Below are 17389 nucleotides of genomic sequence, written 5' to 3'. Positions count from 1 at the left end.
GCGCAAAAAGCTTGGCAACAGGCGCCGCGTTACCTACGCTGACGCAATCCCTCACTGCCCTGCCTCACATGCGCACCTCAATCAATATCGTGCTGTTGCTCGCCCTCGCGGCAGCCACATTTGCCGTCTACCTCGACTGGACGCAAGACCGTCGTAGCGGCCCACTGCTGTCCGATCTGCGTACGCTACCCATCGAAAACCACGGGCAGGCCGGAAGCGCAGGCAACCTGCTGGGCATCGAGACGCGGCTGCAGCCAGCCGACTATCAGAGCCGCGAGCGGCTGCAACTCAAGTTTCGCACCTACCTCAAGCAGGCGGCCGAAGCCGGAATGCTCAGCGAGCGAACCGTCGTGGTGCTCCCCGAACACGTTGGCACTGGCCTGTTCGCCCTGGGCGAAAAGCCGGAAGTGCAGCAGGCCCGCACCCTGCGCGATGCGATGCAGTGGATGGCGCTCAGCAATCCCGGCGGCTATCTGCGCGCACTGCCGGATAATCAGGGCGACGATCGGCGTACCGGTGCGGTGTTGCGACTCAAGGCCCGACAGATGGCAGAGGAATACCAGAACGTCTTCGGCGGCCTCGCCAGAGAGTTCGGCGTTACCTTGGTGGCTGGCTCGATCGTGCTGCCGGAGCCCTATCTGGAGAACGATCAGCTGATGATCGGCGATGGCCCGCTGCGCCAGGTAAGCCTGACCTTTGACGGTCGCGGCAAGCCCCTCGGAACGCTGCAGTACAAGCAGGCGTTGAGCCGTTACGAACGCCGCTACAGCGTTGCCCCCATCCCCGAGCGTCGACGGCTGATTGAAACACCGGCGGGCTCGCTGGCAGTGCTGCTGGGCTGCGATGCCTACCTCGAGCAACCGCCTGCCGAAGCGAAACTGCTGGCTGTACCCGGCGCGCTGGCAGATCCGCAGGCGAGCTGTGGCAGTACACATTCCGACGCGCTCAGCGCAAGACCGCACATGGCCGTGCATACCCTCGCCTTGCCCTGGAATCTGCTCGGCTCGCCGCGCCGCCCGGCGCCCCCGGGCCACGGCGTCCCGGTCCAGGTACGCAATCAATGGCTCGGCAGCACCCCATGAATGCGCAACGGGTGCGCCTGGGCGATCTGTCGGTCGGTTTTCTGCACAGCCTCAACGATGCGTTGCAGCTGTACGGCCATGACCCTCAGCCGCTTTTGCTGGCCTACGGACTGGATGGCGAGCGGCTCGCTGAGCCGCATGCCCGCCTCTCGATCCCCCGTTACATGCGGCTCGGGCATGCGGCCATCCAGCTGGCTGGCGATCCCGCTCTGGGCCTGGAGATGGGCCGCCTGCGCAAGCCCGGGCACCTCGGCCTCGCCGGGCTGACCGCCGCTCAGGCGCCCACCGTGCGCGAAGCGGCAAGGGCGCTGACCCGCTACGAGGCGCTGTATGCATCCAACTACCGCGGCAGTTCGAGTTTTCACGAAGATGCGTCAGGCGCCTGGCTGCGCTTTTATTCCATCAGCCCTTACAACGCCTACAACCGCTTCGTCGTCGATACGGTGCTCGCCAGCTGGATCTCGCAGCTCAGCCGCTTGAGCGGACAACCGCTGGTGCCGATGGCGATCCACATCGAGTTCGACGCCCCTGACTACGCCTCGCGCTACGACGAGCAGTTCGGCCGGCCGGTAATCTTCGGCGCCGAAGCGAATCAGTTGCAGCTGGATCAGCGCAGCCTGGCGTTGCGCAACCCGGATCATTGCCCCGGCACCTGGCGGCATCTGCTGGAGCTGTGTGAAGCGGAACTGGAACGGCGCACCCGCACCCGCAGTCTGCGCGAGCGGGTCGCACAGCTTCTCGGGCCGATGCTCAAGGGCCAGGAGCCGGACCTGCAACAGATCGCTGCACGTCTGCAAATGCCGGTCTGGACACTGCGACGCAAGCTGGCCGAGGAAGACAGCAGCTATCGCGCGATCCTCAACGACACCCGCCGCGACCTGGCGATGGCCTACATTCGCGACACCGAATCCGCTTTCGGCGAGATCGCCTGGCTGCTTGGTTTTTCCTCAGCCGAAGCGTTTCAGCGTGCCTTCAAGCGCTGGAGCGGGCAGACGCCGGGAGACTATCGCCGGGCGCAGCGGCGCGGCGCGTAAACGGCGCATACGCGAGCGGCGCTCAGAGTTCGACCGCATCCTCGGCGCAGTCGGGGTGATCCTGCTCGGCGGCATGCCATTCCAGTAGTTCGTCCTGGTAGTCGTCCATCGCTAGATTCCTCAGTCGTCGGCGGTTGCCCAAGGCTTGATGCCTGTCTGTGCATCAAGGTTCATGCCAGCAGGCTACAACCGGCAAATGAAGGAATCGTGACGTGCCTTGAGCCTCGCGGGCGGCCAGATCACGGGGCACGCGCGAGTGACACGCCCCAAACCGGGGCGCGCCTTCAGGGTGAAGACAACCCCGCTGCATTCATCGCCAGGCGCAGCAGCCAGGCGACGATGCCGAGCGCCAGCACGCTGCCACTCCAGATCAGCACCAGCCAGCTCATGCGCTTCCAGAGCGGCCGCTGCTCAGGCTGTGCGGGCGGCTTGTTATCCAGATCAGCCATCAGTGATACCCATCCTCCGCACTGACCTTGCCGCGGAACACGTAGTAGCTCCAGGCCGTATACATCAGGATCAGCGGCAGAATGAGCAGTGCTCCGACCAGAGTAAAGCCCTGACTCTGAGGCGGTGCGGCCGCCTCCCAGATGCTAACCGACGGAGGAATGATGTTTGGCCAGAGGCTGATGCCCAGACCGCTATAGCCGAGGAAGATCAGCGCCAGCGTCAGCAGGAATGGCGTGTAGTTGGCGTAGCGCTGAATCGAGCGCAGCAGTCCGAATGCGCAGAGCAGCACCAGCACCGGAACCGGCATGAAATACAGCAGGTTGGGCATGCTGAACCAGCGCTCGGCGATATCCGGATGGGTCAGCGGCGTCCACAGGCTGACGATGCCGGTAACCACCAGCACCGCCCACACCAGCGGAATGCCGATGTCGTGCATGCGCCGTTGCAGGTCGCCGGCAGTGCGCATCATCAGCCAGGTACAGCCGAGCAGCGCATAGGCAACGATCAGCGCCAGTCCGCAGAACAGCGAGAACGGCGTCAACCAGTCCAGTGCCCCGCCGGCATAGGCCCGATCCTCGACCGGCAACCCGCTGATGAATGCACCAAGCACCACGCCCTGGAAGAAGGTGGCGACCAGCGAGCCGCCGATAAAGGCCTTGTCCCAGACATGCTGGCGCTCGCGGACCACCTTGAAGCGGAACTCGAACGCCACTCCGCGGAAGATCAGCCCCATCAGCATGAAGATGATCGGCAGATAGAGCGCGGACAGCACCACCGAATAGGCCAGCGGAAACGCGGCGAACAGCCCGGCACCGCCGAGTACCAACCAGGTCTCGTTGCCGTCCCAGATCGGCGCAACGGTGTTCATCATCACGTCGCGCTCCGAGGCGTCCTGCACGAAGGGAAAAAGGATGCCGACGCCGAGATCGAAACCGTCCATCACCACGTACATCATGATGCCGAAGATGATGATCACCGCCCAGATCAGTGAAAGATCGATACCCATGGCTCAGTTCCTCTCGCCCAGTTGATCGCTTTGTCCCTCGGGAAGGGCTTCGTCCGCCGCGGAGATCGGTCGCATCGGCGTGCGCGCCTCGCCGGGTCCACCGGTACCTTTCTCGCGCCCTTCGCTGATCACCGGGCCTTTGCGCACCAGGCGCAGGACGTACACCATGCCCACCCCGAACACGGCGAAGTAGACGACCACGAACATCGCGAGAGTGAGCCCCAGCTGGCCGGCGCCGTGATTGGATACGGCGTCGGCGGTGCGCATCAGGCCATAGATCACCCAGGGCTGACGCCCGATCTCGGTGGTGTACCAACCAGCCAAGATGGCGATCAGCCCGGAAGGGCCCATCAGCAACACCAGCCGCAGGAACGCGCGTGAGCTGTACATCCGGTCGCCCCGCCGCAACAGCAGACTCCAGATACCGGTGACGATCATCAGCAGGCCGAGCGCGACCATGATGCGGAACGTCCAGAACACGATCGTCGAGTTCGGCCGGTCCTCGGGCGGGAAGTCCTTCAGCGCCGGAATCGGTTCGGTCAGGCTGTGATTGAGGATCAGGCTGGCGAGATAGGGGATCTCGATCTTGTAGCGCGTTTCCTCGGCCTCCATGTCCGGCCAGCCGAACAGCAACAGCGGCGTCGGCCCGCCTTCGGAGTTGTCCCAGTGCCCTTCCATCGCGGCGATCTTCGCCGGCTGATACTCGAGGGTGTTCAGCCCATGAAAATCGCCGATCACCGCCTGCACCGGTGCCACCAGGAGGGCCATCCACATGGCCATCGAGAGCATCTTGCGGATCGCCGGGTTGTCCTTGCCGCGCAACAGCTGCCAGGCCGCCGACGCGCCGACGAAGAACGCCGTGGCGAGGAACGCGGCGACCGCCATGTGCGCCAGTCGATAAGGGAACGACGGGTTGAAGATGATCGCCAGCCAGTCCACCGGCACCACGATGCCGTCGATGATCTCGTGCCCCTGCGGCGTGTGCATCCAGCTGTTGGACGCCAGAATCCAGAAGGTCGAGATCAGCGTGCCCACGGCCACCATGAGCGTGGAAAAGAAATGCAGGCGTTCGCCGACCCGATTCCAGCCGAACAGCATGACCCCGAGGAAACCCGCCTCCAGGAAGAACGCGGTCAGCACCTCATAGGCCAGCAGCGGCCCGGTGACGCTGCCGGCGAACTCGGAGTAGGCACTCCAGTTGGTGCCGAACTGGTACGCCATGACGATTCCCGACACCACACCCATGCCGAAATTGACCGCGAATATCTTCAGCCAGAAGTGATAGAGGTCGCGATAGACCTCCTGCCGGGTCTTCAGCCAGAGCCCCTCGAGCACGGCGAGAAAGCTGGCGAGCCCGATGGTGATCGCCGGAAAGATGATGTGAAAGGTGATGGTGAAAGCGAACTGGACGCGCGCCAGCTCTAGTGCTTCCAATCCGAACATGGGCAACAACTCCTCGTCAAATGAGCGCCCGCGTCGTCGATGACGGTAAAAACGGGGTCCAGCACAAGTGACAGCAGAACGCGCCAAGGGTGCGCCGCGCGTGCCGCGCCATCTCGTCGCGCCCTCTGGATCGGCGGTCGATCCATCGCGCTCCAGCGGTCTATGCTGGTCGTAGCCGCGTCAGCCTTGGAGTACCGCCGGTGCCGATTCACACCTTCATCCCGCCATATATTCTCGACCGCATCATCGACCGCGGCTCGCCCTACCAGCGCGGCTGCGCTCAACAGACGTTGCACCACGTGCAGAGCCTGCTGCCCAACCCCGGCCCGCCACGACCCACAGCCATCGCCGAGCTTGGCGAGCTGCGCACGCCCGGCCACCCACAACGACGAATCCATGACGCCGAGCAGCAGATGCAGCTGCCGGGCACCCTGCGACGTCGCGAAGGTCAGCCGGCCTCCGGCGACGCCGCGGTGGACGAATCCTACGACGCGCTCGGCGCGACCTACACATTCTTCTGGCAGGTTTTCCAGCGCGACTCGATTGATGACCTGGGGATGCCGTTGATCGGCACCGTGCACTACGGCCAGGGCTACGAGAACGCCTTCTGGAACGGCGAGCAGATGGTGTTCGGCGATGGCGACGGTGAGCTGTTCCAGCGCTTCACCCGCTCGCTGGACGTGGTCGCCCACGAACTGACCCACGGCCTGATCGAGAGCGAAGCCGGGCTGGTCTATTTCAACCAGCCCGGAGCGCTCAACGAATCGGTGTCGGACGTGTTCGGCGTACTGACCAAACAGCACGCGCTCGGCCAGACTGCGGCGGAGGCCGACTGGCTGGTCGGCGCCGAACTGCTCACCGACAAGATCAACGGCGTCGCCCTGCGTTCCATGGCCAACCCGGGCACCGCCTATGACGACCCGCTGCTCGGTCGCGACCCGCAGCCTGCGCACATGCGCGACTTCATCGAGACCCGCGACGACAACGGTGGCGTGCATCTCAACTCCGGCATTCCCAACCGCGCCTTCTACCTCGCGGCCATGGCGCTGGGTGGTTACGCCTGGGAGCAGGCCGGACGAATCTGGTACGCCACCATCTGTGATCCACAACTGCCCAATGATGCGGACTTCGCAACCTTCGCCGGTGTGACGTTGAACCACGCGGCGCAGCTGTTCGGTCGCCAGTCGCCTCAGGTTCAGGCGCTGTATGAAGCCTGGACGTCAGTGGGCGTAGCACTGCGCTAAGGAGGCAGGATGAAGATGCCAGCACTGGGACCGGAAACCTCGTTGCGCGTATCGCGCCAGGGCGGCTTCGTCGCGGCGCCAAGCCTGGCGCGACCCCGGCAGATCGAATTCGCCGACTGCGACGCCGAGCAGCGCCGCGGCCTCTGCTCGGTGGTCGAACGCTGCCTGCCGGTCGCCAGCAAGAACGTCGGTGCCGGCGATCAGCGCTTCTTCCAGGTCGAACTGCACTACCGACGCGAGGACACCGACGCCGAACTGATCCTGCAGATCGCCGAGGACCGAGCGCCACAGGAACTGATGCAGCTCTGGCAGAACGGCGCCATCCCCGGCGACAGCTAGAAGCGGATCACGCCGCCGTCCGCAAGCAATGCGGTGATCTGCGCCGCCGGCAGCGGGCGTGAGAGCAGGTAGCCCTGGAACTCGTCGCAACCGTTGCGACGCAGGAAATCGAACTGCGCGGCGTTCTCGACCCCTTCGGCCACCACCGTCTTGTGCAGGCTCTTGCCCAGCGAAATGGCGGCACGGGCGATCATCGCCACTTCCTCCTCCTGTTCGAGCCCGGTGACCAGCGATCGATCGATCTTGATGATGTCCAGCGGAAAACGCCGCAGATAACTGAGCGCCGAGTAGCCGGTACCGAAATCGTCCATCGCCAAGCGAAAGCCCCGCGCCTTGAACTCGGCCAGGATGGAAATCGCACGGGTGCCGTCTCCGAGGAATACCGTTTCGGTGATTTCCAGCTCCACCTGGGTCGGCGGCAGCCCTATTTCGTCGAGCACCGCGAGGATGCGTTCGACCACATCGTCGCCAAGAAACAGCAGCGGTGACAGGTTCACCGCAACCAGCAGTGGCGTGCCGCGCCCCTCGTTCCACTGCCGAGCATCGGTGAAGGCGCGGCGCAGGATGGCCAGGGTCAGCGGCATGATCAGCCCGCTCTCTTCGGCCACCGGGATGAAACGATCCGGTCCTATCACCCCCAGCTCCGCGTGGGTCCAACGCGCCAGCGCCTCGACACCGACAATCCGCCGCGTCGCATCGACCTTCGGCTGGTAATGCACGGACAACTCGTTGCGCTCCAGCGCCACGCGCATGGCGGCTTCGAGATTCAGGCGCTCATCGGCGATCCGGTTGAGATCGTGGGTGAAGAACTGGAAATTGTTGCGGCCACGCTTCTTCGCCGCGTACATGGCGATATCGGCGTGTTTGAGCAAGCTTTGTGCATCCTCGCCGTCGTCGGGGAACATCGCCACACCCAGGCTGGCGCCGACCTGAAACTCGCGACCGGCGAGCATGACCGGCCGGCGGATTTCGTTCAGCACACGCTCCAATAGCGAGATCACTGTGCTGATGCGGTAGTGATCGCTGAGCACCAGCACGAATTCATCCCCACCGACCCGCGCCACGGTGTCGGAGCTGCGCAGGCTACCGGCCAGCCGCGCCGCAATACTCTTGAGCAGCTCGTCACCAGCGACATGCCCGAGGCCGTCGTTGATGAACTTGAAGTTGTCCAGGTCGATGAATACCAGCGTCAGGTAGTAGCCCAGGCGAGCCGCACGGGCCAGGCCCTGCTCGATGCGGTCGTTGAGCAGGATGCGATTGGGCAGGCCGGTCAGCAGATCATGGTTGGCCTGACGTTCGAGCTGCTGTTGATAATGCTTGCGCTCGGAGATGTCCTGCACGGTGCCTTCGTAGCAGATGAACTCGCCGCTGGCGCCTCGCACCACGTGCGCGTTCTCGGATATCCAGATGCGTGTGCCATCGCGCCGATAGACCTCGGACTCGAAGTTGAGCACCTCGCCCTGCTGCTCCATCAGCTGGCAGAACACTTCGCGACGCCCACCCTCGACGTACAGGCGACGCTCTATGTCAGCGAGATCGGCCACCAGCTCGGACGCACTGTCGTATCCGTAAATGCGCGCCAACGCAGGATTCGCGGCCAGATAGCGTCCATCGCGGGTGGACTGGAAAATGCCCTCCGAAGCGTTCTCGAAGATGCTGCGATAACGCAGTTCGGCCTGTTCCAGCGCTTCGAGCACAGCCTTCTGGGCGGTGATGTCCTCGATGAAGCCCTCCACCACGATCTCACCCTGCTCATCGGGCACCGCGACGCCGCGCTCGATGACCCATTTGAGGTTCCCCGCGGCGGTGCGGATCCGGTAATGCACGGTGAATCGCCCCATTCCGACGACAGCATTATCGATGCAGCGGCGGACGCGAAGCCGGTCATCCGGATGGGTGATCCGGTCCCATGAGATGCCGTTGTCGTCGACCAGATCCGCAGCACTGTAGCCGCACAAGCCTTGCGAGCCCTGACTGACAAAGATCATCGTCCAGGGCGCGTCGTTGCGGCAGCGGTAGGCCATGCCTTCGAGGTTGTTGACCAGCGTGTCGAGCACACGCGAGCGGTCCAGCACCTCACAGGTGAGCAGGCTGCTCCGGCGGTTGGTTCTGGCAGAGAGTTCTTGGGTCATTGATCTGGGCTTGAAGTGGTTATCCTGCATGACCCGGAGCCGCGACAATGTTGAGGCTGTCGCCCGGAGGTCAGCAGGAAAGGCAGAAAACCGATGCGCAGCAAGAAACGCTCCATGGACGGCACATGGCCACCCATCGAGCCCTCGTCCTGCCTCCTGCCCGGAACCGCGCACCATAATGTGACGCGCCGGTCACAGCCGAGCCCCATTTCAGGGCACCGTATCGCTTCATACCGCTCTGCCATGGTGCCCGCTATTAGGGACAGCTCGCCGCGCATATCGGATCAGCACTGCACGTAGCCGCTTCTGGAACGCCTAGAACTGCCCTACTTCGCCGGCTCGCTGCGCTGCAGTGCTGCTGGCAAAAGAAGCGCAGTCACGCCAGCGGCCAGCGCCGCAAGCAACACGACGGGGCCGGCGGCGTTCCAACCGAAAACCGCGGTCACGCCGCCGACCACTACCGGGCCCAGCAGTTGTCCCAGGTTGCTGCCCTGCATCATCAGGCCGACAGCAATTGGAACGAGGAAGGTCTCCCGCGCAGCCAACGGTGCGGATGCCAGCAGCGTGGCCGGGATCAACCCACCCACGGCTGAAAACAGCAGGCACAGCAGGAAGGTCGCCTGCGGTTCGAACCAGCCCAGGAATATGCCTATCCCGGACGCCCCCATGACGCCGCTGGCAAACAGGATCAGCGAACCACGCCCAGCGCCGCGCGTGAGCAGATAGCCAGCAGCAAGGTTGCCGCTGACATTGACCACACTGGCCAGTGCGCTCAACAGCCCCGCACTCCGATATGAGATATCCATACGCTCCATCAGCAGAACCGGCAGAAAGCTGAACAGGGCGAAGAACATCAGGCTGTACAGCGCGAAACCAACCGCCAGCAAAACGCTGGCTCGGGAAAACAGCACGCGCCGAATATTTCCCAGTAACCGTCCGGGTATGCCAGACGAAACGCCAGCGGGTATGCAGCAGCCCACCGCCACCGCGGCGATTACCGCCAGCGCCGAACCCGTCCACCACAACCCCTGCCATGTCTGGAACAGCGGCCCGGCGACCATGGCCAGCGCCATCCCGCTCGGCATGAAGCAACTCCACAGCGAGAAGGCGCTGTCCCGTGCAGCGCCGGTCGTCAGGCGTTCCAGAATCGCCGGCCCGGCGACGATGATGAGCAGGAATCCGAGTCCTTCCAGCAGCCGGGAAATCAGCAGCAGCGCGAATGACGGCGCGGCGGCGCCCGCGACGCCGGCAACCGCGGTTACCCCGAGCCCCAACAGCAGGGCCCGCCGATCTCCGACTGCCGCCACCACCGCACCGGCCGCCGCTCCCCCGAGCAAGCCGAGCACCGCGAATATGCCGGTCAGCCAGCCGGCTCCGGCGAGATCGACCCCAAGGTCCGCCTGTAGCAACGGTGTGGCAATGGCAGCCTTGCCCAAATGCAGAGCCGCCACGACTCCGCAGCCGAGCACGACCCAGACGACCAGCCTCGCGCGGAGCGGCCGGGCGGCATTCATTCCGGCACCCCGACCGGATTGGCGGCGAGTGCAGCGGCCACGCGAGCGACGTGCCAGCCCTGGTAACGGGCGCCCTACAGTTCATTTTCGCTCGGCTGGCGGTCACCGCCGCTGCCGTCATCGGCCAGCGTCGAGGCGCCATAGGGCGTGCCACCGGTTATGGCATCCATCCGCAGCTGCCCCTTGAAGCTGTACGGCAGCCCGACCACAACCATCCCCAGATGAAGCAGTACGGTGTGCGTCGCCAGAATCGTGCTCTCCTGGCCCCCGTGCTGGCTGCCGGTCGAGGTGAACACGCTGCCCACCTTGCCGACCAGCCGGTCCTCGGCCCATAGCCCGCCACATCGATCGAGGAAGTTCTTCATCTGCGCGGCCATGTTGCCGAAACGCGTCGGCGTGCCGATCACGATGGCGTCGTAGTTCGGCAGTTCCGCCACGGTCGCCGTATCCGCGGGCTGGTCCATCTTGTACCCCGCATTCTGCGCGACCTCTTGCGGAACGAGTTCGGGCACCCGTTTGACGTCTGCCAACGCGCCCGCTTCGCGTGCGCCCTCGGCGACGGCATCGGCAAGTGCTTCGACATGCCCATAGGATGAGTAATAGAGCACCAGTACGTTCGTCATTGCTGCAGTCCTCCAATGGCATTGACTGGAGCCAGGCTAATGACTAAAAACGCTCTCGCAGAGTGATTAAATTTCGATCAACTCGATCTATGGAGCAGATCATGCTCGATGGCATGACACTGGATCAGATTCGTACGTTCGTAACTGTGGCCGACAGCGGCAGCTTTCGATCCGGCGCGGCACGGCTGCTGCGCGTGCAATCGGCCATCAGCAATGCCATCGCGAACCTGGAGACAGAGCTGGGCCTGCAGCTGTTCGATCGCAGCGGCTACCGCCCTGTCCTCACTCAGGAAGGTCAGGCACTGCTGGCCCACGCACGCGACATCCTGCTGCGCGCCGATGCCATGCGTGCTCGGGCGCGGGCGCTGGGTGCGGGTGTCGAGCTGGAACTGACCCTGGTGGTGGATACGCTGTTTCCGATCGAATCGGTGGCGCTGGCCATTACCCGGGCCAGCGTCGAATTTCCTTCCACCAGCTTTCGCCTGGAGTCACAGGCCCTGGGCGGCCCCATCGCAGCGCTGGATGAGAGGCGCTGCACGCTCGCGATCATCGTCGGCGAGGATTTTCGCAATCCCCGGCTGGCGCTGGAGGCGATTGGCTCGATTGCGCAGATTGCCGTCGTACGCAGCGATCATCCGCTGGCCGAACTCGGCAGCCGTGCGCCACTCGGAGTGCCGGATCTCGCCGGCCATCTGCAGATCGTGCTTGCCGATCCCACGCCACTCTCCGAGGGCCGCTCATTCGGCGTTCTGTCGCCCTTCACCTGTCGGGTGAATACCCAGGAAGCTAAGGCCGCACTGATTCGCGCCGGACTCGGCTGGGGACGGCTCCCGACATGGCTGGTTGAGGAGGATCTGGCTTCAGGGCGACTGGCGCGCGTCGCCATTCCCGACCTTGGTAGAAACAGCGAGGTGCAATCCGAAGCCTACCTGGCGCACCGGCTGGATGAGCCACTCGGGCCTGTGGCACAGGCGTTCCGCCGCGCCTTGCTCGAGCAAGCCAGCATCTAGCCTCACGACAGTGCTCGTCCAACCTTATCCAAATGAACAGCGCTCAGTAGCCGCTGCCCGCGTATTGCCGAGGCCACTTCGCGAGCGGGCACATCGTCGGCAGCTACAGGGCGTCGGTTACCGCCGCACGTATGTCATCGGCCAGCTGGCGCACCCGCGCTTCGCTGGTGTCCCACGAGCACATGAAGCGCGCACCGCCGACCCCGATGAAGGTGTAGAACATCCAGCCGCGGTTCCTGAGCGCCTCCAGTGCCGATGGCGGCAGGCTGACGAAGACGCCATTGGCCTGCACCGGAAACATCAGCTCGACGCCAGGCAACGGTTGAATCAACTCGGCCAGCAGCTGGGCACAACGGTTGGCGTGTTCGGCGTATCTGAGCCACGCGCCGTTTTCCAGAAGCCCGACCCACGGTGCCGACAGAAATCGCATCTTGGAGGCAAGCTGGCCAGCCTGCTTGCAGCGGTACTCGAAATCGGTGGCCAGTTCGCGATTGAAGAACAGGATGGCCTCGCCGACCGCCATGCCGTTCTTGGTGCCACCGAAACAGAGCACATCGACGCCGGCTTTCCAGCTCAGTTCGGCGGGCGACATGCCCAGGTGAGCGCAGGCATTGGCAAAGCGCGCGCCGTCCATGTGCAGGTGCAGCCCGAGGTCCTTGCAGGTGTCGCTGATGGCACGCAGCTCGGCGGGCTGGTAGACGGTACCGACTTCCGTGGCCTGGGTCAGGCTGACCACGCGTGGCTTGGGGTAATGGATGTCCTTGCGCTTCAGCGCGATCTCGCGAATGGCAGCAGGCGTCAGCTTGCCCTGCTCGGTCCTGCCGAGCAGCAGCTTGGAGCCGTTGGAGAAGAACTCCGGCGCGCCGCATTCGTCCGTCTCGACGTGGGCGATGTCGGCGCAGATCACGCTGTGGTAGCTCTGGCAAAGGGACGACAACGCCAGGGAATTGGCCGCTGTACCGTTGAAGGCGAAGAACACCTCGCAGTCGGTCTCGAACAGTGCGCGGAAGTGATCAGCCGCGCGGGCTGTCCATTGGTCGTCGCCGTACGCCCTGTCGTGGCCTTGGTTCGCCCTCGCCATGGCTTCCCAGGCTTCAGGGCAGATGCCGGAATAGTTGTCGCTGGCAAATTGCTGCTTGTCGGTCGTCATCAAATCCTCGTTATGGCATTGCCGGGCGGTTGGTGGCTGCACGTTACGTTGTAGAAGCCCGGACACGCGAGCGCAAACGGAGTGTCAGGCGAGCATGTACGGGGTGATGCCGGCGCCGCCCCGCCCTCGTCAGCCTCCACGCAACGTCTTAGCACAGCGAAGCGCCCAGCGCGGATATCACGGCGGCACATTTCACGGTCGCCCACAGGGAAATTCAGTAACGCTGTGGCACCCTGCAGCGCGTGTTCTGAAAACCACGGCACGCTGAATCCCATCTAGTCTTTGACAACGCGCGGCGGCGAATGCGTCGTGCCCCACCCATCTCACCAACCAGGAGGGTTCATGGTCCATCCCAGTGTGTCGCAAAAACGTGCTGCCTTTCGTGCGCTGCACCAGTCCGGCTGTTTCGTCCTGCCCAACCCCTGGGACGCCGGCAGCGCGAGCGTCCTCGCAAGTCTCGGTTTCAAGGCGTTGGCGACGACCAGCTCCGGCTACGCCTGGTCGTGCGCCCGCGTCGACGGACAGATGCCGCGGGACGAGGTCCTGGCCCATATGCGCTACATGGTCCAAGCCACCCATCTGCCGGTGAACGCCGATTTCGAGAGTGGCTACGCCGATACGCCCGAAGGCGTGGCCGAAAGCGTGCACATGGCGGTCGGAACCGGCGTCGCGGGTATTTCCATCGAGGACTCCACAGGTGACCCGCGCGAGCCGTTACGCGAGCTTGCCGAGGCCACCGAACGTATGTGCGCCGCGCGTGAGGCAATCGACGCTACCGGAGGCGAAACATTGCTGATCGGTCGCGCCGAGAATTTCTTCGTCGATCGGCCTGATCTCGACGACACCCTTGCACGCCTGAAAGCCTATGCCGATGTAGGCGCCGACTGCCTGTATGCACCAGGCCTGAGAACCCGCGAGCAGATCAGCGCCGTCGTCGAGGCAGTATCGCCAAAGCCGGTCAATGTATTGATTGGCTGGAACAGTGACCTGACCGTTCAGGACCTCACAAACCTCGGCGTCAGGCGCATCAGCGTCGGCGGCGCCTTGGCCCGAGCGGCATGGGCCGGTTTTCTGCAGGCAGCACGGTCCATCGCCGAGCATGGCCGGTTCGATGGTTTTGCCAAAGCGGCCTCTGGAGCGGAGCTAGACGCGCTATTTGGCAAATGCGAAAGGCCATAGGATTCCGCCGAAACGGGTCGCCGACGGGGATTGGATAGTGCAGTGTTCACCAATCACATCGCTATCGACAGGCACAAAAAAAGCTGCCCTTGGGCAGCTTCTCTTGTCTCATCACTTCTAAAGGAAGTGAGCGGAGGGATATGGCGCAGCGGACGGGACTCGAACCCGCGACCCCCGGCGTGACAGGCCGGTATTCTAACCGACTGAACTACCGCTGCGCGTCGGCCGGACTTTCGTCCGAAATCTCACAAAGGTTGGTGGCTGATGACGGGATCGAACCGCCGACCCCCTGCGTGTGATGCAGGTGCTCTCCCAGCTGAGCTAATCAGCCGATCGCCTTGCGAGGCGCGCAATTTACTCAGCCCCCTACGCTAAGTCAACAACAGCATTGAATTTTTTTTACGGAACCGTGGTCAACAGGAGCTGCCGCGTCACTTTGTAACCTTGGTCCCGCACCATCGATTCGCCAAGAGCACCTGTAAATTCGCTGCGGCGTCCGCGAAAGTGTTCTAAAAGTGCTGTATCGCCTGACAGAGGCAACCCGCGTACTAGGGAACCGAACAACAAAAGCGCCACGGAGTATTTCGCTTGCCACTGCCGGGAAAACTGGACAACTACCGCCGCTACGTCCCACTCATCATCAGTACCGTGCTGCTCTGCGTGTTCGCGCTCTACCTCGCGATGCAGATCGAGCAATGGATGAACCTGTCTCGCGCCCCTACCCCCACCGACGTCTATGAACAACAAGCCGGCAATCTGGGCCAGCCCGATATGCAGCGGCTGGAAATACTGTTCGGCTCGGCGGCCCCTTCTGACTCCTACGCGCCCACCGCGGCTGCCAGCGGCTTTACCCTGCGCGGCAGCTTCGTGCACATGGATCCGCAGCGCTCCAGCGCCATTGTTCAAGTCGACGGGCAGCCGCCACGGCTCTACTGGCAGGGCGAAGAGCTGGCCAGTGGCGTCAGTCTGCATCAGGTCTACCCTGATCGCGTGGAGCTGGCGCGCAACGGCGCCGTCGAAGTGCTGCATTTCCCTCAGGTACGCTCGCCCAGCTACATTCCCGAGGAAATGACCGAAGCGCCCTATCAGGATCAACCACCCTATGCCGAGCCACCGGACGAGGAGACGCAGCTGATGCAGCAGCAGATGGACGCCTTGCGTCAGCAGCTGGAAGAAGCCGTCAACCAACCCGATGCCGCCCCCGCCAACGATCAGCCCACGGAAGACAATTGACCGATGCCGAAGCCTTTTTCGCGCCCGTTGCTTGCCCTGCTCGCCACCGGCCTGCTGGCCGCCCCTCTGCCTTTGCTTGCCGTCGAACCCGGTATCGAGCCAAGCCCCAATCAACAGGACGGCTGGACCATCAATCTCAAGGACGCGGATATCCGCGCCTTCATCGATCAGATCAGCCAGCTCAGCGGACAGACGTTCATCGTCGATCCGCGAGTGAAGGGGCAAGTCAGCGTGGTATCCAATGCCACGCTGTCGCTGAGCGAGGTGTACCAGCTGTTCCTCTCGGTCATGGCGACGCACGGGTTCAGCGTGCTGACCCAGGGCGATGTCGCCCGAGTAGTTCCTAATGCAGAGGCCAAGGCCGAAGCGGGCAGCGGGCCTACCGGCGGCGACCAATTGGAAACACGGGTGATCCAGGTGCAGCACACTTCCGCGGCCGAACTGATACCCCTGATCCGCCCGCTTGTCCCGCAGTTCGGCCATCTTGCTGCGGTGTCGTCGGCCAATGCACTGATCATCAGTGATCGCAGCGCCAATATCGCGCGCATTGAGGACCTGGTGCGCCAGCTCGATCGTGCTGAGAGCAACGATTACGCCGTGCTCAATCTGCAGCACGGCTGGGCGATGGATATCGCTGAAGTGCTGCGCAACTCGCTGATGCGCGGTGATGCGAAAACCACCTCCGGCGTGCAGATCATCGCCGATTCACGCACCAACCGATTGATCTTCATTGGCCCCAGCGAGGCCCGTGGCAAGCTGGCGGCACTGGCCCAATCGCTCGACACGCCAACAACGCGTTCGGCCAACACGCGCGTTATCCGTTTGCGCCACAACGATGCGAAATCCCTGGCCGAGACCCTAGGTGATATTTCCGAAGGTCTGAAAAACCCCGAAAGCGGCGAATCCGCCACCACTGCCCGGCCGCAGAACATCCTGATCCGCGCCGACGAAAGCCTGAACGCGCTGGTCCTTCTCGCTGATCCAGAGCTGATCGGCACTCTGGAAAGCATCGTTCGCCAGCTGGATGTTCCCCGTGCACAGGTCATGGTCGAAGCGGCTATCGTCGAGGTTTCCGGCGACATCACCGACGCCCTCGGCGTGCAATGGGCGGTCGACGCGCGCGGAGGCACTGGTGGAGCCGGTGGCGTCAGCTTTGGCAACACCGGTATTTCGGTCGGCAGCGTGCTCAATGCCATCAACGAGAACGAGATCCCGGAGAACCTGCCCGACGGCGCGATCATCGGCGTTGGAACTCGCAGTTTCGGCGCGCTGATTACCGCACTGTCGTCCAACAGCAAGAGCAATCTGCTGTCGACGCCAAGCCTGCTGACGCTGGATAACCAGGAAGCCGAGATTCTTGTCGGCCAGAACGTCCCGTTCCAGACGGGCTCCTACACCACCGATGCGGCGGGCGCGAACAACCCCTTCACCACCATCGAGCGCCAGGACATCGGGGTGACCCTCAAGGTGACTCCGCACATCAACGAAGGCGCCACGCTACGCCTGCAGATCGAGCAGGAGATCTCCTCGATCGCGCCCAGCGCCAGCCTGACGGCCCAGGCGGTGGACCTGGTGACCAACAAGCGCGCCATAAAAAGCACCATCCTCGCCGAAGATGGCCAGGTCATCGTGCTTGGCGGCCTGATCCAGGACGACGTCACCCGCACCAACGCCAAGGTGCCGCTACTCGGAGACATTCCGTTTCTGGGTGCCCTATTCCGCTCGACTCAGGAAACCCACGTCAAACGCAACCTGATGGTGTTTCTGCGACCTACGGTCATTCGCGACCGTGCCGGCCTGGCGGCACTTTCCGGGAAGAAATACAGCGATATTCGGGTCATCGAAACGGATTCGGCCAGCCCCAGCATCCTGCCGGCGAATCCCGCGCAGCTGTTCGACGGACGGGGCGAGCCCGCACCGGCTATCGATCTGCGTCAGTGAAAAAAGGGC

At 63.6% G+C, this 17389-nt stretch carries 15 protein-coding genes and 2 tRNA genes; 8 read left to right on the top strand and 9 right to left on the bottom strand.

The window, feature by feature from the left end; translation table 11 throughout:
- The first annotated feature begins 68 nt into the window (after window positions 1-68).
- Together BM275_RS04965 and BM275_RS04960 are read left to right on the top strand one after the other, a co-directional pair.
- Window positions 69-1082 (top strand): carbon-nitrogen hydrolase family protein, encoded by a 1014-nt coding sequence (locus BM275_RS04965; RefSeq protein WP_090519658.1) that lies wholly within the window; start codon window positions 69-71, stop codon window positions 1080-1082.
- Entirely contained in the window at window positions 1079-2116 is a 1038-nt protein-coding gene (locus tag BM275_RS04960; protein WP_090519657.1) for an AraC family transcriptional regulator, read from the top strand. The genes BM275_RS04965 and BM275_RS04960 overlap by 4 nt, the downstream gene beginning before the upstream one ends.
- Window positions 2117-2400: 284 nt before the next feature.
- Here the strand turns inward: BM275_RS04960 and BM275_RS04955 are convergent, their stop codons facing one another.
- The 3 genes from BM275_RS04955 to BM275_RS04945 are packed head-to-tail and all read right to left on the bottom strand — an operon-like array spanning window position 2401 to window position 5015.
- Entirely contained in the window at window positions 2401-2565 is a 165-nt protein-coding gene (locus tag BM275_RS04955) for a DUF2474 domain-containing protein (protein ID WP_014820535.1), read from the bottom strand.
- Window positions 2565-3572, bottom strand: a complete 1008-nt coding sequence (gene cydB / locus BM275_RS04950) for a cytochrome d ubiquinol oxidase subunit II (protein ID WP_003301390.1) — start codon at window positions 3570-3572, stop codon at window positions 2565-2567. Before cydB ends, BM275_RS04955 begins: the two co-directional genes overlap by 1 nt.
- A 3-nt stretch (window positions 3573-3575) precedes the next feature.
- Complete coding sequence (locus BM275_RS04945; RefSeq protein WP_003301388.1) at window positions 3576-5015, bottom strand: cytochrome ubiquinol oxidase subunit I; 1440 nt, start codon at window positions 5013-5015, stop codon at window positions 3576-3578.
- A 200-nt stretch (window positions 5016-5215) separates the two neighbouring features.
- On the opposite strand from BM275_RS04945, the gene BM275_RS04940 reads away from it, so the two are divergent.
- Both BM275_RS04940 and BM275_RS04935 read left to right on the top strand, forming a co-directional pair.
- Window positions 5216-6259, top strand: coding sequence for a M4 family metallopeptidase (locus BM275_RS04940; protein WP_090519655.1), 1044 nt, complete (start codon window positions 5216-5218; stop codon window positions 6257-6259).
- Between the two features lie 9 nt (window positions 6260-6268).
- Window positions 6269-6598 (top strand): protealysin inhibitor emfourin, encoded by a 330-nt coding sequence (locus tag BM275_RS04935; protein ID WP_090519651.1) that lies wholly within the window; start codon window positions 6269-6271, stop codon window positions 6596-6598.
- Here BM275_RS04935 and BM275_RS04930 read toward each other — a convergent pair.
- From BM275_RS04930 to wrbA, 3 genes are all read right to left on the bottom strand, one after another.
- A complete protein-coding gene (locus tag BM275_RS04930) occupies window positions 6595-8730 on the bottom strand; it encodes a putative bifunctional diguanylate cyclase/phosphodiesterase (protein ID WP_090519649.1) in 2136 nt (711 codons plus the stop codon). The genes BM275_RS04935 and BM275_RS04930 overlap by 4 nt on opposite strands.
- Before the next feature lie 326 nt (window positions 8731-9056).
- Window positions 9057-10244 (bottom strand): MFS transporter, encoded by a 1188-nt coding sequence (locus tag BM275_RS04925; protein ID WP_090519647.1) that lies wholly within the window; start codon window positions 10242-10244, stop codon window positions 9057-9059.
- Between the two features lie 74 nt (window positions 10245-10318).
- Window positions 10319-10867 (bottom strand): NAD(P)H:quinone oxidoreductase, encoded by a 549-nt coding sequence (wrbA, locus tag BM275_RS04920; protein WP_208607443.1) that lies wholly within the window; start codon window positions 10865-10867, stop codon window positions 10319-10321.
- A gap of 101 nt (window positions 10868-10968) precedes the next feature.
- Between wrbA and BM275_RS04915 the strand changes: the two genes are divergently transcribed.
- A complete protein-coding gene (locus tag BM275_RS04915) occupies window positions 10969-11877 on the top strand; it encodes a LysR family transcriptional regulator (RefSeq protein ID WP_090519645.1) in 909 nt (302 codons plus the stop codon).
- Between the two features lie 103 nt (window positions 11878-11980).
- On the opposite strand, the gene BM275_RS04910 is transcribed toward BM275_RS04915, so the two are convergent.
- Window positions 11981-13027, bottom strand: a complete 1047-nt coding sequence (locus BM275_RS04910; RefSeq protein ID WP_090519642.1) for a threonine aldolase family protein — start codon at window positions 13025-13027, stop codon at window positions 11981-11983.
- 342 nt (window positions 13028-13369) lie between these two features.
- On the opposite strand from BM275_RS04910, the gene BM275_RS04905 reads away from it, so the two are divergent.
- A complete protein-coding gene (locus BM275_RS04905; RefSeq protein ID WP_090519639.1) occupies window positions 13370-14206 on the top strand; it encodes an isocitrate lyase/PEP mutase family protein in 837 nt (278 codons plus the stop codon).
- 141 nt (window positions 14207-14347) lie between these two features.
- On the opposite strand, the gene BM275_RS04900 is transcribed toward BM275_RS04905, so the two are convergent.
- Window positions 14348-14424: transfer RNA gene (locus tag BM275_RS04900), tRNA-Asp, on the bottom strand.
- Window positions 14425-14461: 37 nt separating this feature from the next.
- A tRNA-Val gene (locus tag BM275_RS04895) sits at window positions 14462-14537 on the bottom strand.
- Window positions 14538-14794: 257 nt separating this feature from the next.
- Here BM275_RS04895 and BM275_RS04890 point away from each other — a divergent pair.
- Window positions 14795-15439 carry a type II secretion system protein N gene (locus BM275_RS04890; protein ID WP_023446348.1) on the top strand — a complete coding sequence of 215 codons (645 nt, stop codon included), beginning with the start codon at window positions 14795-14797 and terminating at the stop codon, window positions 15437-15439.
- 3 nt (window positions 15440-15442) lie between these two features.
- Window positions 15443-17380 carry a type II secretion system secretin GspD gene (gspD, locus tag BM275_RS04885; protein ID WP_014820546.1) on the top strand — a complete coding sequence of 646 codons (1938 nt, stop codon included), beginning with the start codon at window positions 15443-15445 and terminating at the stop codon, window positions 17378-17380.
- The last annotated feature ends 9 nt before the right edge of the window (window positions 17381-17389 follow it).

Source organism: Stutzerimonas kunmingensis, assembly GCF_900114065.1.
Lineage (GTDB): Bacteria > Pseudomonadota > Gammaproteobacteria > Pseudomonadales > Pseudomonadaceae > Stutzerimonas > Stutzerimonas kunmingensis.
This window is presented reverse-complemented; position numbering and strand designations above follow the sequence as displayed.